The following is a 16087-nucleotide window of genomic DNA, read 5'->3' as shown; positions in this document are numbered from 1 at the left end:
GTTCTGATGAGTACAATGCTTATTGTCACGCCATGGCTGCACGGTGCCGAGCTATTATGGGAGCAAATGCTGACAGCGGCGCTTATTTTCCTTAGTTTTTCACTACTGTTACTAAGTCAATCCCGCGACAGGGTGCGTCATTCGTCAATCAGATACATTGTGATACCAGGCATCATCTGGATTTGTTATCACATGCTGTACCTTCTTCCAATGCCGCTTAGCTTACTAAAACTGTTGAGCCCGTCAGCCTTTTCCTGGTACACGCACCCGCTGATGAGCGAGTCACCAGCGTTGAGTCTCTACCGGTTTGCGACACTAACTGAAGTGATTAAATTTGCTGCACTGGTAGCGCTTGTGCCTCTGGTGTACCGTCTTTGCCAATTCCGGCAGACAGCCGAAACCCTCATTGCGGTGATGGTGATCATCGCGGCAATCACCAGCGTTTACAGTCTGCTGAATTTTGCAACAGCAGGACGTTTCGACATCATCCCGGCTATCCCGCCGTGGGATTATCCCTGGCGAGAAGGGATCCGGGGCACCTACAGTTATAAAAACCAGTATGCGACGTACCTTGCGATGTCTGTCGCCCTGGGTACAGGCTGGAGTATGTCGATATATCAGTCGATACGCCTTCGCAGTGGCATCGCCACGAACTGGCTGTTCAGTCGCTCATTTCTGAAACTCGCAATCGTCGTGCTGCTAACGGGGCTGACGTACATCACGTTACTCAATACGGCCTCTCGCGGAGCAGTACTGTCACTGACATTAAGCGTATTGCTGGTTTTTGGAAGTTATGTGCTGCTTCAGGCTGATCGGCGACAAGCACTTATGCGTCCACGCGCTCTCATTGCGGGCAGCCTTGTGCTAATCGTCGGGTCGTTACTGTTCGTGCAGTCGTCCGCCTTTGAACGGTTTACCCAGTATGAGTTTGAAGACAACGGCAGGCAGCAGCTTCGCGAGACCGCTATACACGTTTTCGCTGACTTTCCGCTTACCGGCACCGGCGCGGGCACATACCCTTATGTTCAGCATAATTATAAGCCCGCCTCGCTGGGTAACAGTGGCATGTCTCAACGCGCTCATAATGATTATCTGGAAACACTTGCAACTCAGGGCATTATTGGCGCAGGACTGACCGCACTGTTTATCTGTGCATTACTCAGCGGTGTTTTTAAGCGCAGCAATGCCGATGTTTCTCCCTTTCTGCTGGCATGTCGCAGCGGCGTGCTGACGTTGCTAATTCAGTCTGCTATCGACGTGAATCTGTCTACCTTTTGGCTACCTGTGTACTTTATTATCATCTGCGTACTGGGCTGGCATTTCAGAGAGGCTTCTCATGTCAATCGCGTGCAGAAAGAAACCGGCACAATCTGAAAATACCGGCGAGAGCGCAGGAACTATGCAAAATAGAAGGAGCACCACGGACAGATGCCGTGGTGCATTCAGGGATTACAACTCAGTAACCAGTTGACCGTTAGCAGTGACTTTGCGATCTTTTATCGTGATTGTGGAAGAAAAATCGCCCTCTTCATCAACCTCCACCATCTGCATCTGGACATATTGGTTCAGCATGGGCACAAGAGCAGGCAGCACTTGCGGCGCTTTTTCATCCAGTTCTATATTTAGCGTACCGCTGACCCTTCCGGGCATCTGCCCAGACTGCAGAATGCCCATATCAAAGCGTTGCAAGTCGAACTTACCCTCAAGCTCAATTTCCGCATCATTATAAACCGCAGAGATATCATCAATTGTCATGGATAGTGGGTTTTCACCCAGGATATCAATCATTTTTGCAACCGCTTCCGGGTTTTGCATATCGGCAGCAGAATTGTTATACCCTATCAGGTATTTCATCGCCGCCTGACTCATCCCTTCAAGCTGAAACTTTAACACTATGTCTTTGACGTCCAGGGGCATTTCACCGGTGGCAGTCACGCTGTCGCCAGTCACGTTATAGTTAACACCGAAAGTGCTGTCATCACGTTGCCACGTTGTTGTCGAGAAATTGATTTTCTCAGCCGCCAGCGTAGAACCAGCCGCAGCGTTGCTTAAATCAAAAGAAGACAGTGTCAATTCGGTATCACCGGTATAAAGCAGATCTTCAAGGTATTCGATGTCCAGTTTCATTTCCATCTCACCTACCGTTATCTTTTCCTGACTGGCTGCTTTTTCCAGCGTTAAACCATCCCAGCTTCCTTCCAGTTCCGCTTCGCTCATAGACAGGTCGCTTTCACTGGTTAAGCGTATCGGCTTTATATTTACCAGTACGCCATCTTCCTCACGGGTTAATGCATCAGACACGAAGGTGTAATGAATGCTGCTTGTCAACGCGTTGACCGAAGACTTCAATGAATAGTTAAAGCCTTTAGTAATCTCTGAAAGCATTAAAGATAATTCGTCCGTACCCAGTTCAAACACACTGTCACAGGTTACGTATAACGGTAAAACAGAACAGTCGCTAAGCATGCTGAACGTTGCAGGCTCGCTCGGCCTGTAGCCGGTATCCATTTTTTCAAACATGGCCTGCGTTGCAGTAATGGTGATTTTGTCAGAAAGGCTAAAGAAGCTGCTTTGCGTCACATCGCGGGTGACTTCCATCCCTATGTCATCATAGTAGGTAGTGGCTTTGGCCAACTGATTGGCGATGGCTTCATTATATTGATTCTTGGTGTACCAGGTGGCCGCCGCACCAACAGCCACAACAACGCCAACCGCAATGGCAACAGAGGTAATACGCATAAAAACTCCTTGAAAAAAATACAGTGCCTGTCCCTGGAACAGGTGCGCCTTAAGCGTACACGCAAGAGGTCGAAATGAGAAGTGTCTGAAATAATACCCGCGTAGCAAACCGTTACGCAGAAGAGGGGGAGTTGGCCGATAAGCCGGGTTCTGTCGTGGACAATCATTCCTCTAGGTCAGCAATTGCTCACTGACTCAAGCAACCTACCCGCCTTCCGTGCGGGCCGCACGTAATGAAGGCCTATTTGGTCTTGCTCCGGGTGGAGTTTACCGTGCCGTACACTGTTACCAGCGACGCGGTGCGCTCTTACCGCACCCTTTCACCCTTACCGGCGCTTACGCGCTTAGGCGGTTTACTCTCTGCTGCACTGGTCGTCGGCTCGCGCCGCCCAGACGTTATCTGGCACCCTGCCCTGTGGAGCCCGGACTTTCCTCCCCTTTTCTAAGAAAGCGGCGATTGTCTGGCCAACTCCGGCGCGCATTCTACCTGATACGCAGCAGGTACGCGACGACAAATTTTCGCATTGCTCCATTTTGCTTCCCGACCCTGAGAGAGAGTGGAGCAAGCGCCTGTGATGAGACTGGTAGCAATGGCCGTTGTTGCGTCCTGATGAGCACGCCCTCAATAATCTTTTAAAAAATTTCCGAACTTTTTGCACTCACTATTGCCCGACCCTATTCAGTTGCCAAGAAATCGACAGCGGGAGCATCACTTCATTCTGTCGATTGTAATTCACGACAATGTTAAGGAGCTTACATGAAGCTTATCAAACACACTCTTCTCACCGCCGTCCTGACAACTGGACTCGCCTCAGGTGCAGCGATTGCACAACAGCAAAACACACAGGCTCCCAAAGCCCAGGCTCAAGCCCAGAAACAGATTCAGGTTACCGAGAAACAGGTAGAGAACTTTGTTGATGCGTATGTTTCTGTTCAGTTTATTGGTCAGGAATATCAGGCAAAAATTCAGTCAGCTGGCGATCAGGAAAAAGCAATGAAGCTTCAAAAAGAAGCCAGAGGGAAAATGGAGACAGCTATTGCTGACAGTGGCATGGACGTAGAAAAGTACCGTGAAATTTCACTGGCTGCCAATCAGGATAAGGCCTTACGTAGCCGCATTGCGAAGAAAATTTCGGCAGAACTGGAATCACGTCAGCAAGCACAAAAAGCTGACAGCTGATTGCATACCACGAACAACAATGTAAAGCGCGGCGAGAATTCGCGGCGCTTTACATCCTTACTCGTTCTGTTTATCAAGGCGCCCTTCAGGGCAGATGCACATCACGCCACGCCTCGATAAACAATAAAGCGTCACTGAGAGTAAAATCAACACGGTATGTAAGTGTGTCTGCCGGTTGCTTATTCTACCCTTCTTTTCTGGCTTACTCTGACGACGTCTCGCGTGTATAGGTTATCAAGTGATCGCAGCGTCCACCACCAGCGAGAGGGAACACGCCTATCACAGTAGGTCACCTGTGAGCCTGTGGGGGCAATGACAACCGTGATTTCGAGACCTTGCCGCTACCATGCCTAGCTGTGTTTTAAATGCTTCCTTCGTATTGCATGTTATGCATTATCCCTTTATAAATGAGTGGGAATGGTGAAGCCTGAGCGCATATACGACAACCGGTGTTGTTTACGCGCCTGCTCTCTCTACCTATACTCGCGTAGTCATTCTTATTACTCTGGGTTTTCAAAGTAGTAGCATAAACATCATTGTAGATAAGTTGCATCGAGTTCTAAATGAAGATATTTACAAATCCCAACGCGCAGCTTAAAAGCAAGTACGGTCAATATTCCATTGCTGTGCTGGGAAACATTGTGGCGGTATCGGCCGAAGGGATCGCCGACAAAATTGCCATTGCGCGCTATGCCAACGATATGATTGATGTCATTACAGGTTTGGGTAAGCAAAAGTGGGCGTTTCTTGGTTTTCTGCACGGCTCGGCATTGCTTACCAAGGACGGCGAACTGGAGCTGGAAAAATCGATTGCGTGGCGGGCCCGGCATGGCATGGCTGTGGGAGCTCTGGTAACCGGACAAACCACCATAGAGGCCATAGTTAAGTCTCAATTTGAACGAATTTACAAGAACGTCGGCATACCGCTTGGCGTGTTCAGTGACGAAGCGAGCGCCTTGTCATGGCTGGCGGAAAAGGGGTTCAGTCAGAACGCCGGCACTTGATATTAAACGTGTAACCCGCCCCCCGCGTTACTATTTTTTGCCCTCACAGCGGTGTTATGCGCCAAGGCGTTCATAGACTTAAGCCAACGGCACAAAAATGGCTGATACAACCTCACTGGTTGTGGCGCTAAAAGCGGCACAAAAAAATGCCCTCATTGAATGAGGGCATTACATTTTTTTGCGCAACCAGCTTAACAGCGCTTTGTAATCGTTATCTGCTGACGATTATGAGTTTGGCGTTACCGCATTGTGATAAACATCCTGCACATCATCACAATCGTTCAGCATATCCATAAACTTTTCAAACATCGGCATGTCTTCTTCGCTGATTTCTGTTTCCGTTTGCGGGATCCAGCTCATCTCCTCAGCGTCAAAATTAATGTCCGGATAGGCCTCTGTCAGCGCCGTCTTTACCTGATAAAACTCGGTGTGAGGTGCGTACACAGTAACCTTGCCGTCTTCACACTCAACCTCTGTCACATCGACATCGGCTTCCATCAGTACTTCCAGAATCGCATCTTCATCATCGCCGGCAAACTGAAATACAGCCTGGTGGTCAAACATATGCGACACCGCACCTTGTGCACCCAGCTTCGAGTTGGTTTTGGTAAAGCAGTTACGCACATCCGTAATGGTACGGTTTGCGTTGTCAGACAAACAGTCGACGATCACCATGCAGTTGCCAGGCCCAAAGCCTTCATAGCGCATCGGCTGAAAATCTTCACCAGCACCGCCGGCAGCTTTATCAATTGCCTTATCAATAACATGCCCTGGTACCTGATCTTTCTTGGCTTTATCCATCAGGCGACGCAGAGACAGGTTGGTATCCGGATCGGCACCACCATTTTTGGCACAGACGTAAATTTCTTTGCCGTATTTAGAGTACACTTTGGTTTTGGCGCCAGCCGTTTTGGCCATGGCCGCCTTTCTTACTTCAAATGCTCTTCCCATCTTAGTTCTCTTGCATGTTGCGTAACGCCAGCTGTCGCGATTCAAGTATTGCGTCAGCCCGGCAAAAAATTGACCGAATTCTACAGCGTTTAGGGTAGCGATAACAGCGCTTATGGTAAATGTTCTGTCGCCAGATAATCGTGAGACTGCATTTCTTTAAGCCGACTCAGACAACGTCTGAATTCAAAACTCAGTCGCCCTTCGCTGTATAACGACTCAAGTGCCACCTCGGCTGACATAATCAGCTTCACATGACGCTCGTAAAACTCATCTACCATCGCAATAAATCGTCTGGCGACATCGTCGTTGTTCTGCCCCATTTGCTTCACATCGGCAACTAACACTGAGTGGTAGCAACGGCTGATTTCTATATAATCACTCTGGCTTCGGGGGCCCTCGCACAGCGTTTTAAACGTTGCCATCATCACGCCGTCGGCATTTCGCAACGTTTGTATCTTACGGTTATTTACGCTGATCGCCTCGTTCTCCGTGCCTTCTTCCGGTGCCAGTTGTCGGAAATACTCGTGCAGGTTCTTCGTGGCGTCTTCATCCAGTGGATAATGATAAATCTCTGCCTGCTCCAGCGTTCGCAAGCGGTAATCAATGCCGCTATCAACGCTGATCACACGGGTATTCTGGTTAATCAAATCAATGGCTGGCAGAAAACGGGCTCGCTGGAGGCCGTTTTTATACAGCTCATCCGGTACGATATTCGATGTTGCTACCAGCACGATGCCATGCCCAAACAATTCTTCCATCAGCGTCCCCAGGATCATGGCATCGGTGATATCGGAAACAAAAAACTCGTCAAAGCAGATGACTTTGGTTTCTTTTGCCAGCTTCGCGGCGATGAGTTTCAGCGGGTCTTCTGCTTTGTCCAGTTGCTTAAGCTCATCATGAATTCGGTGCATGAAACGATGAAAATGCACGCGCATTTTGTTATCAAATGGCAGGCACTCGTAAAACGTATCAACCAGATAGGTTTTTCCTCTTCCCACGCCACCGTAAAAATAAATGCCCTGAATACCTGGCTTTTTCTGCCCTTTCCCAAACGCCGCTTTGATTTTAACCCGCCACGTGGTTTTCTTGCTGGGCTGAGTCAACTCATCGTACAAACGCTGTAGCTCTTTTACCGCATTCTCCTGCGCGGCATCATACTTGAACTCGGGCTGTTCGAGATCTTGCTGATATTTTTCCCATGGCGTCATCGCCGTTACCACTCCTGACTTGTCGATTACGAGGGCCTGTAAACCTTTCGCGGCTGCACCGACCTGCTTGAAAATTACAATTATGACCTTAATTTAATTCGAAATCACGGTAGAATCACGCCGTCCGACGAACGTCTGAGAAGTTTGACCGTATCTACCCTGCTGGCGGCACTGATACTTTCAATTATCGCCAGCGGTATATTTGGTAACAGTTTAACGCAATGAATTCGCGCCAAACACCGGCACAATTGCTATAGTCAGGGAAAGTACGGCGACGTCATAACTTTACGCGTTACCTCGGACTTTGATTCACTTAATCGGAAATTCGGAGACATTAATGGATGTGTTAATCCCTCTCGCCCTGCTAGCAGTAGGCCTTATCATCGGCTTTTTTGTTGCGCGATATGTTTACACGCGGGATGACGGCGCGAAAGCCAGCGCGCAGGCGGAAAAAAATATTAAAGAAATCATGGCACAGCAGGCTGAGCATCATATCCACCAGACTCGCCAGACCATCGAAGCAATTGAAAACCAGTGTGAAGCATTGCGTCAACAGGTGGAAGAATATGACGCCCTGTTGACTCAAAATCTCGACGACGACACCCCTCGCGTGCCTTTTTATGGTGAACAGGCTACCACTTACTTGCGTAACAACCTCAAAGGCAAGGAAAAGGCTAAGCAGAAAGTGACGCCTGATACCCAGCCTCGAGACTTTGCCAACGCAGGGTCCGGTCTGTTCGTCGGTAGTTCTAAACAGTCTGCCGCAGATAAGAAATAACCCGGGGAACTTTTGGTTGCCGTGTCGAGTCTGTCAGTGAACGAACGCATATCGCAGGAAACATGAGGAGTGTAAGCGAATATGAAGAAGTCTCTTCGCCAGATGTTATTGGTGTCAGGTGTGGTAATCAGCTCGTTAGGTATGAGTGTCACAGCCAGCGCAGCATTACCGTTTTTTAGTGATAAAAAAGACGAGGTGCCGTCTCTGGCGCCGATGTTGGAAGAAGCGACCCCGGCGGTGGTAAGTATTGCTGTTGAAGGCACACAAACCTCGCGCCAGCAGGTTCCGGAGATGTTTCGCTATTTCTTCGGCGCACCTCAGGAGCAGCTTCGTGAGAGGCCATTCAGAGGCCTGGGTTCCGGTGTCATTATTGATGCCGAAAAAGGCTACGTGGTAACTAATAACCACGTGGTAGACAATGCTGACGAAATCACGGTTAAACTCACTGATGGCCGGGAGTTTACTGCGAAAAAGCTGGGCTCGGATGAGCAAAGTGACATCGCGCTACTTAAAATCGACCCTGATGGGCTAACTGCCCTGCCTCTGGCTGACTCTGACGCACTTCGAGTGGGCGACTTTGTGGTGGCAATTGGTAACCCATTTGGCCTTTCGCAGACTGTCACCTCTGGTATTGTCAGCGCACTTGGCCGTTCCGGCCTGAATATCGGTGGATATGAGGACTTTATTCAGACTGATGCGGCAATTAACCGTGGAAATTCAGGCGGTGCACTGGTGAACTTGCGTGGCGAGCTGGTAGGCATAAACACTGCGATTTTTGGCCCGAATGGCGGCAATGTCGGTATTGGCTTTGCGATACCGGCCAATATGATGAAAAGCCTGGTAGATCAGATCGCAGAATTCGGCGAAGTTCGTCGTGGGCTGCTGGGTATACTGGGTAACGATGTTGACGCGGGACTTGCCGAAGCCATGGAGTCAGAGGTAAATATCGGTGCGTTTGTCAGCGAAGTACAACCTGAGTCTGCTGCAGACAAGGCCGGCCTTCAGGCTGGTGATATTATTACCGCAGTAAACGGCCGGGATCTCAACAGCTTCCAGGAGCTGCGTGCGAAAATCGCCAGCATGGGAGCGGGTGCAGAAGTCGAACTGACCATTGTGCGTAAAGGTAAAAAAATGAATGTGGATGTGGTGTTGGATGATGCCACACAGACAGAAGTCACTGCTGCCCAAATTCACCCTGCACTGGAAGGCGCTACCCTCGCAAATGGTGAAGACGAAGCTGGCAATGCAGGCGTGGTAGTCTCCGAGCTGGAGCGTAACACACCAGCTGCGCGGATTGGTTTACAGCCTGACGATGTCATTATCGGCGTGAACCGCAATCGCGTTACTACCGTTGCCGAGTTTAGAAATGCACTTGATGAGGCTAGCGGTGTGATTGCCTTAAACGTGAAGCGCGGCAATTCCACACTGTATCTGGTTATCAGACAATAACCCTTTGTCACATAAAAACAGCGCCGCATGGCGCTGTTTTTGTTTGCACGGGCAAATCCGATTGGTGTCAAACCACATCAGTGTTATTCTTTGTTTTAGTTTATATTTTTGCTTCCCTCTCTGCCTGAGTTTGGTGTAGGGGGCATAGTGGGTAAGTGTGCATTGTGTCAGGCAGACAAATTGTAAGTTTTATCGTTAAATCCGTTCTTTTAGGGGTAGTGGTCGCTGCCTTGATTTTGTTATTGGTTCCTGATCTTCGTCAGGGCACCGGTTTTACTGACGCCTTTTTCCGCGAGCCCTCTCCTGCCGACAATCGCGCAACCTATTTTCCTGCTCTCAGTCGTTCTGCTCCCGCCGTAGTCAACATTTACAGTGTGAGCATTGAGAACGATACCGGGCTATTCAGAAACCAGCCGCGCGAGCGGGCGAGTCTTGGTTCCGGTGTAATCATGACGGAAAATGGCTATATCCTCACCTGCCATCATGTGGTTTCTAATGCCGACAGCATCTTTGTCGCCGTTCAGGATGGTCGCATTCTCGAAGCGCAAATTATCGGTAACGATCCACTTACCGATCTCGCTGTGCTGAAAGTCAGTGCGGATAACCTCCATGTTATTCCCCAGGTCGAGGAGCCAGATATCCGTGTAGGTGATGTGGTCATGGCAATCGGCAACCCTTTCGATTTGGGTCAGACCATTACTCAGGGCATAGTAAGCCGCGCTGGCCGCAACGGGCTATCAAATTATATTGATTTTATTCAGACCGACGCCGTACTCAATCAAGGGAACTCAGGTGGTGCTCTGGTAGACAGTAATGGCATGCTGGTCGGGATCACCAATGCGAACTTTCAGGTACGTGACTCACGTCAGAGAGTAAGAAACGTTGACGGTATTAACTTTGCTGTGCCATATGAACTGGCTAAGCGTGTGATGGATGAAATAATTACCAGCGGCAAAGTCACCCGGGGACAGCTTGGCTTCCTTGGTAGTGAATACAGAGGGCAGCCAGGCATTGAAGTGACAGCGGTAGCAAGTGGCAGCCCGGTTGACCGAGCAGGCCTCAAAGCGGGTGACAGGCTTCTTGCGATAGATGGTGTAAGACTGGAAAGTGCATCTAAAACCCTGGATATGATAGCTGAAACCGAACCTGGCACCGAGCTAGAGCTGGAAGTCAGCCGAGGCGGCGATATTCTCACGCTGAATGTGGTCGTGGCTGAGTTATCGGTATCTGACAACTTCACCCCACGCATAAACTAGTTTATGTCTTTTTCCGAGCCTCTCACAGTCAAGTCTTCCAGCCATAAAAACGCCAGCTTTATCCTGTCGGCGTTACCAGGTGTCATCATGGTATTCCCCCGTGGCAGCTGGTCGATGTCCTGCACGCGAGATTATATGAGTAAAATTGTTGGACTACGCCAGCGGGCAGGCATAAAGAGGTTTATTTGTCTGGTAGACTCAAGCAAGTGGCAACTAGGCACACCTGCGGTGCTAGATGCCTTATCAGAATTTAATGCCCATGCCGTGAGAGAAGGTATGGTCGGGCAGTGGCTGATAGACCACTCTGCCTCTGCGATCACTACGCAAATCCTGGCGAAAGCACTAAAGAAAAATGTATCTTGTGTTGATGTGGTAACTGATATTCAGACCTGCATGGAAAAAGCAAGTGGTGTTGTGGATCTCGAAAATAAAGAAGAGATTATTCGCGTCTTTCAGCAATACACTGCCTAGTCTCTAACGCATTAACAACACGAAAGGCTGCACAGAGCTTGTATTGACATGCGTGTGTCTCACCAAAACTCTTCTTTTTTGCGGTTTTTCGTTAGCGCAGTTGCGCTGCCGGATGTTTAGTAGGCTGGCCCGGATGTCAGGATAGGTCGCAGGCAGCGTCAGATGATGGCCGTTAATTCTGGATTTGAGTGCCGACGTGAAAATGAAAAAAGGCGCTTATCAAAAGCGCCTTTTAAATAACTATAGGTAGTGCGGGGCTATTCTTTCACCCGTTCAATGTTTGCGCCCAACCCTCGCAACTTTTCTTCAATGGCTTCATAACCACGATCAAGATGATAAATACGGTTTACGTGAGTTTCTCCCTCCGCAATCAGCCCCGCAATAACCAGCGACGCTGATGCCCGCAAATCGGTAGCCATTACCGGCGCACCTTTCAGTTTAGAAGAGCCTTTCGATACAGCACTGTTGGCTTCAAGCGCAATTTCTGCGCCCATTCTCTGAAGTTCCGGCACATGCATAAAGCGGTTTTCAAAAATCGTTTCCGTTATCACCCCGGTGCCTTCTGCAATACAATTCAAAGTGACGAATTGCGCCTGCATGTCCGTTGGGAAAGCAGGATGTGGCGCGGTTTTCACCCGCAGAGCTTTGGGCTTTTGTCCCTGCATATCCAGCTCGATCCAATCATCACCGGTCGTGATTTTTGCCCCGGATTGTTCCAGTTTGTCCAATACAGCATCCAGTGTATCCGGTGCCGCGTGAGTACAGCGGACTTTGCCGCCGGTAGCCGCAGCGGCTACCAGAAAGGTGCCGGTTTCAATACGGTCGGGCAGTACGGCGTAATCACACGCACTTAACGCCTCTACCCCTTCAATCGTGATGCTGTCGGTTCCTGCACCACTGACTTTTGCTCCCATCTGATTCAGACAGTTTGCCAGGTCCACGATTTCAGGCTCACGTGCGGCATTTTCCAGCACGGTTGTACCTTCCGCCAACGCCGCAGCCATCATCAGGTTTTCGGTAGCGCCAACACTTACCATATCCATGAAGATGCGGGCACCCTGTAAGCGCCCCTCTACATGAGCACGGATATACCCCTCATCCACCTCAATCACTGCCCCCATTCTTTCAAGGCCAGATAAGTGAAGATTAACCGGGCGAGCCCCAATTGCACAGCCGCCGGGCAGTGACACATTCGCTTTACCTTCACGCGCCAGTAACGGCCCTAACACCAGAATAGAAGCACGCATGGTACGTACCAATTCGTAAGGGGCAGTAATACTGGTGAGTTCGTGAGCATCTAACAGGACGTCGTTAGGGGCAGGTCTTGCTACCTCAACGCCCAGTTCCTGTAGCAGCGACACGGTGGTGTTGATGTCCCGCAACTGAGGAACATTGGTGTATCGACACGCTTCTTTCGTGAGCAAGCTTGTCATAAGTAGCGGCAGCGCAGCATTTTTAGCGCCGGAAATACGCACCGAGCCATGTAACGGCGGGCTCTTTTTAATTACTAGTTTATCCACTGTAAAAAGGTTTCCGTGGGGTATTTATTGTGGAAGATTAAACTGACGCTCGCGCGCCCAGTCTTTTTCAGAAAAGGTTTTAATAGAGATGGCATGCATTGAACCATCCGCTATTTTTTCGGACAGCGGCGCGTATACAGCCTGCTGGCGCTTAACCCGGCTCATCTCATTGAACGCATCGCTAACGGCAATAATCGTGAAATGTGACCCGTCACCCTGAACGTGGACTTCTGCTAAGTCCAGTGCATCTTTGAGGATATTTTCTATTTCAGTAACGTCCATAAAACCACCCGGTTTGAGTAATCAGCATTGCTGACTGTTAATTACAACTTATTCGACCGGCAACAGTGTATCGACATCGCTGATTTTAGCCAGCTTTAATACTTTTTTCGGCACCGCATGCAACGAGACGTCAATATTGTGTGCTCTGGCGTCACGGATTGCATTAATGATCCACGCCAGGCCAGCACTATCAGCTCGCTCTACCTGTTGAAGGTCAAAATGACAGCGCCCGGCTTTCTCTAATTGCGAACGCTCAGAAGAGGATAACATGACCCACCAGTTCCGCGACAGCGTGTCGCGGTCCAGATGGCCGGTAATTTTTACCGTGTCGTTATCTTCAAAGGTATACAGGCTCACGCGGCATCCTTATCTTCTTGATTCAGTTCAACCGGTTTTTCAATTTTATCGCGCATGATGGCGATAACCGCATCGATACCATCCTGCCTGAGGATAGACTCAAACTCACTGCGCTTGCTGTTCAGCATGCTGATCCCTTCAGCAACCATGTCATACGCCTTCCATTCATTGGTTTTACTGTCCTTACGAACTTTAAACGCAATTTTGATTTCCGGACGTGTTGGATCCTGAACAACTGCTCTCACTGTCACGGACTTCTTGTCATCAAACTCGCCTTCCGGCTCAAAAATGACTTCCTGGTTATCGTAATAGCCCATTGCTACCGCGTAGGTAGTGATTAGGTATTGTCTGAAGACACTGACGTATTCAGACAGCTTGTCTCTGGGCACCGATTTAAAATGCTTACCTAACACCATGAACGCCGCGAACTGGTAATCAATATGGGGGACCAGCTCTTCTTCCATGATGGTGCGTAGCATCTCTGGATCCTGTTTGATAGCATCCTGATTAGCTTTTATACGATCGAACGTTTTCATCGCCACATCATGAACCAGTGCATAGGGATTTTGTTCGTTAACTTCCTGTGCAGTGGCAGTTGCAAACGCGGTTAGCAGCCAAACGCCAACAATATATACCAACTTTTTCACTCATTTCTCCTAATTACTTTATACGCTATGACCGGGATATTGCCCCGTCACGTTCATTAATCGTTTATTCTTCGCTGCCGCGGTTAAACAAAAACTGTCCAATCAAATCTTCCAGCACCAGAGCTGACTTGGTGTCTTGCAGATAGTCACCGTCTTTCAGATTGGCGACGCCGTCGAACGAGAAACCCGGTTGAAATCCGACGTACTGCTCTCCCAACAGGCCCGATGTCAAAATCGATACGGAACTGGTCTCCGGGAAGTCTGCATATTGCTGGTAAATACTTAGTTCCACTACCGGCGTGTAGTCTTCTTTATCGAGCGAAATCGACGTGACTCGTCCCACCGTCACACCGCCAACTTTGACAGCGGAGCGCTCTTTCAGGCCGCCAATGTTGTCAAACTTCGCATACAGGGTGTAAGTATCCCCTTCGGTCGCCATTGTCTGGTTTGCCACTTTCAATGCCAGCAACAGTATTGCGCCAATAGTAAGTACGACAAATACCCCTACCATCAGTTCCGTTTTGTACTTATTCATCCTACCCCCCTACTCAATCCCAAACATCAGGGCAGTTAACACGAAGTCCAGCCCCAGCACAGCTAATGAAGAAAACACCACAGTTTCCGTGGTCGCTTTACTGATCCCTTCCGATGTTGGAATGGAATCGTAACCTTTAAATATGGCAATCCAGGTGACAACCAGGGCAAAAACGAGGCTTTTTATTACACCGTTTAACACATCTTTGTCCCAATCGACGGTTGATTGCATGATGGACCAGTAGCTACCGGCATCAACGCCAAGCCAGTCAACGCCCACCAGGTGGCCACCTAATATGCCCACGGCACTGAAAATTAACGCCAGCATTGGCATGGATATCATGCCAGCCCAGAAGCGTGGCGCTACCACGCGGCGCAGTGGATCCACCGCCATCATTTCCATACTGCTAAGTTGTTCTGTGGCTTTCATCAGGCCAATCTCAGCAGTCAGTGCTGAACCGGCGCGTCCGGCGAACAACAGGGCTGTCACAACCGGCCCCAGTTCGCGTAGCAATGAGAGTGCAACCATCGGTCCTAAACTGCCTTCTGCGCCATAGTCGACCAAAATAGTATAGCCCTGAAGCGCCATCACCATGCCGATAAACAAGCCTGAAACAATGATGATTAACAGAGACTGAACACCCACCACATAAACCTGACGAATGGTAAGTGAAATATTTTTAACTTTCGGCACTGCAATCAGTGCCCCAAACAGCATTAACGCCGCGCGACCTGCCGCAGTCAGCTTGGCTAGCGTATTCGCGCCAATTGTCTGAAAGAACTTCATTCAGCGCCCCCTAACAAGCTGCTGGACAACGACTCCGCCGGATAATGGAAGGGCACCGGCCCATCCGCTTCGCCTTTAAGAAACTGTTGTACCAGTTCTGAGTCGCTGTTGCGGATTTCGTCCGCTGTACCTTCGCCAATCACTCGCTTGTCGGCAAGAATGTAGATGTAATCAGCAATGGTCAGCACCTCTTTTACATCGTGTGTCACAACGATGCTGGTGAGATCCAGCGCATCATTGAGCTCACGGATAAGTTTCACCAGTACGCCCATTGAAATCGGGTCCTGCCCGGCGAAGGGCTCATCATACATAATGAGATCGGGATCCAACGCAATTGCACGCGCCAACGCTGCTCGTCGTGCCATACCGCCAGACAGTTCGCTTGGCATCAGTTTCGCGGCTCCCCGTAATCCCACAGCCTGTAGCTTCAGCGACACAATGGTGCTGATGACATCATCAGACAGCTTCGTGTGCTCTTTTAACGGGAACGCGACATTGTCATAAACGCTCATATCCGTGAACAAAGCGCCGCTTTGAAACAGCATGCTCATACGCCGGCGTGTATGATAGAGCTTAGAACGCGACATTCCCGGAATTGACTCACCATCAAAGCGAATATCGCCTTCTTCGGGGAGTAGTTGTCCGCCTATCAGCTTTAACAGCGTGGTCTTACCGATACCACTGGGCCCCATCACCGCAGTGATTTTGCCTTTAGGTACTTTCAGTGAAATTCCGTCGTAAATAACGCGATCCACGCGCCGGAATGTCATGTTGTCTACTTCGACTAAATTATCCATTACAATAAGAATTACGGTCCATGAGTGGTTTTCGGAAAAGGTCGGAAGCCCCGACTGGCAATGCTTTCGCTGTTACGTCTGAGGACGCCTGGAGGCTAAAGTTCACTGACCAGTGTAATTTAGGTGC

The 16087-nt window shown here is 49.5% G+C and carries 17 protein-coding genes and 1 other RNA gene; 7 read left to right on the top strand and 11 right to left on the bottom strand.

Annotated elements, in window-relative coordinates; translation table 11 throughout:
* Nucleotides 1–6 precede the first annotated feature (6 nt).
* The gene (locus ACLBLI_RS04035; RefSeq protein WP_414829876.1) at nt 7–1374 is read left to right on the top strand and encodes an O-antigen ligase family protein; all 1368 of its coding nucleotides are present in this window, start codon (nt 7–9) and stop codon (nt 1372–1374) included.
* A gap of 75 nt (nt 1375–1449) precedes the next feature.
* Here the strand turns inward: ACLBLI_RS04035 and ACLBLI_RS04030 are convergent, their stop codons facing one another.
* Nucleotides 1450–2739 carry a DUF945 family protein gene (locus ACLBLI_RS04030; RefSeq protein WP_414829875.1) on the bottom strand — a complete coding sequence of 430 codons (1290 nt, stop codon included), beginning with the start codon at nt 2737–2739 and terminating at the stop codon, nt 1450–1452.
* Nucleotides 2740–2862: 123 nt separating this feature from the next.
* Nucleotides 2863–3212: RNase P RNA component class A (gene rnpB / locus ACLBLI_RS04025), an RNA gene on the bottom strand.
* Nucleotides 3213–3496: 284 nt separating this feature from the next.
* Between rnpB and ACLBLI_RS04020 the strand changes: the two genes are divergently transcribed.
* The gene (locus ACLBLI_RS04020; protein ID WP_414829874.1) at nt 3497–3919 is read left to right on the top strand and encodes a DUF4168 domain-containing protein; all 423 of its coding nucleotides are present in this window, start codon (nt 3497–3499) and stop codon (nt 3917–3919) included.
* A 563-nt stretch (nt 3920–4482) separates the two neighbouring features.
* Nucleotides 4483–4923: a hypothetical protein gene (locus ACLBLI_RS04015; RefSeq protein WP_414829873.1), complete on the top strand. Its 441-nt coding sequence runs from the start codon at nt 4483–4485 to the stop codon at nt 4921–4923.
* Nucleotides 4924–5148: 225 nt separating this feature from the next.
* Here ACLBLI_RS04015 and ACLBLI_RS04010 read toward each other — a convergent pair whose 3' ends face one another.
* A complete protein-coding gene (locus ACLBLI_RS04010) occupies nt 5149–5874 on the bottom strand; it encodes a YebC/PmpR family DNA-binding transcriptional regulator (protein ID WP_414829872.1) in 726 nt (241 codons plus the stop codon).
* A gap of 110 nt (nt 5875–5984) precedes the next feature.
* The gene (gene zapE, locus ACLBLI_RS04005; RefSeq protein ID WP_414829871.1) at nt 5985–7082 is read right to left on the bottom strand and encodes a cell division protein ZapE; all 1098 of its coding nucleotides are present in this window, start codon (nt 7080–7082) and stop codon (nt 5985–5987) included.
* A 337-nt stretch (nt 7083–7419) separates the two neighbouring features.
* Between zapE and ACLBLI_RS04000 the strand changes: the two genes are divergently transcribed.
* From ACLBLI_RS04000 to ACLBLI_RS03985, 4 genes are all read left to right on the top strand, one after another.
* Nucleotides 7420–7860, top strand: coding sequence for a ZapG family protein (locus ACLBLI_RS04000; RefSeq protein ID WP_414829870.1), 441 nt, complete (start codon nt 7420–7422; stop codon nt 7858–7860).
* A gap of 102 nt (nt 7861–7962) precedes the next feature.
* Complete coding sequence (locus ACLBLI_RS03995; protein WP_414830897.1) at nt 7963–9309, top strand: DegQ family serine endoprotease; 1347 nt, start codon at nt 7963–7965, stop codon at nt 9307–9309.
* 164 nt (nt 9310–9473) lie between these two features.
* A complete protein-coding gene (locus ACLBLI_RS03990) occupies nt 9474–10565 on the top strand; it encodes a trypsin-like peptidase domain-containing protein (protein WP_414829869.1) in 1092 nt (363 codons plus the stop codon).
* Nucleotides 10566–10700: 135 nt separating this feature from the next.
* On the top strand, nt 10701–11036 hold the full coding sequence (locus tag ACLBLI_RS03985; RefSeq protein WP_414829868.1) for a hypothetical protein: 336 nt from the start codon (nt 10701–10703) through the stop codon (nt 11034–11036).
* 257 nt (nt 11037–11293) lie between these two features.
* On the opposite strand, the gene murA is transcribed toward ACLBLI_RS03985, so the two are convergent.
* The 7 genes from murA to ACLBLI_RS03950 all read right to left on the bottom strand — a co-directional run bounded on the left by murA (nt 11294) and on the right by ACLBLI_RS03950 (nt 15960).
* Nucleotides 11294–12556 (bottom strand): UDP-N-acetylglucosamine 1-carboxyvinyltransferase, encoded by a 1263-nt coding sequence (murA, locus tag ACLBLI_RS03980; RefSeq protein WP_414829867.1) that lies wholly within the window; start codon nt 12554–12556, stop codon nt 11294–11296.
* Between the two features lie 24 nt (nt 12557–12580).
* Complete coding sequence (locus tag ACLBLI_RS03975; protein WP_414829866.1) at nt 12581–12838, bottom strand: BolA family protein; 258 nt, start codon at nt 12836–12838, stop codon at nt 12581–12583.
* A 48-nt stretch (nt 12839–12886) separates the two neighbouring features.
* The gene (locus tag ACLBLI_RS03970) at nt 12887–13195 is read right to left on the bottom strand and encodes a lipid asymmetry maintenance protein MlaB (protein ID WP_414829865.1); all 309 of its coding nucleotides are present in this window, start codon (nt 13193–13195) and stop codon (nt 12887–12889) included.
* Nucleotides 13192–13842: a phospholipid-binding protein MlaC gene (locus ACLBLI_RS03965; RefSeq protein WP_414829864.1), complete on the bottom strand. Its 651-nt coding sequence runs from the start codon at nt 13840–13842 to the stop codon at nt 13192–13194. The genes ACLBLI_RS03970 and ACLBLI_RS03965 overlap by 4 nt, the downstream gene beginning before the upstream one ends.
* A gap of 64 nt (nt 13843–13906) precedes the next feature.
* Nucleotides 13907–14377: an outer membrane lipid asymmetry maintenance protein MlaD gene (gene mlaD, locus ACLBLI_RS03960; protein WP_414829863.1), complete on the bottom strand. Its 471-nt coding sequence runs from the start codon at nt 14375–14377 to the stop codon at nt 13907–13909.
* A 9-nt stretch (nt 14378–14386) separates the two neighbouring features.
* Nucleotides 14387–15163: a lipid asymmetry maintenance ABC transporter permease subunit MlaE gene (gene mlaE, locus ACLBLI_RS03955; RefSeq protein ID WP_414829862.1), complete on the bottom strand. Its 777-nt coding sequence runs from the start codon at nt 15161–15163 to the stop codon at nt 14387–14389.
* A complete protein-coding gene (locus ACLBLI_RS03950; protein WP_414829861.1) occupies nt 15160–15960 on the bottom strand; it encodes an ATP-binding cassette domain-containing protein in 801 nt (266 codons plus the stop codon). The genes mlaE and ACLBLI_RS03950 overlap by 4 nt, the downstream gene beginning before the upstream one ends.
* Nucleotides 15961–16087 lie beyond the last annotated feature (127 nt).

Origin of the sequence: Alteromonas sp. H39 (assembly GCF_047556435.1) — a bacterium.
Classification (GTDB): Bacteria; Pseudomonadota; Gammaproteobacteria; order Enterobacterales; family Alteromonadaceae; genus Alteromonas.
The sequence above is the reverse complement of the archived record's forward strand: the minus strand, read 5'-3'. Positions and strand labels throughout refer to the sequence as shown.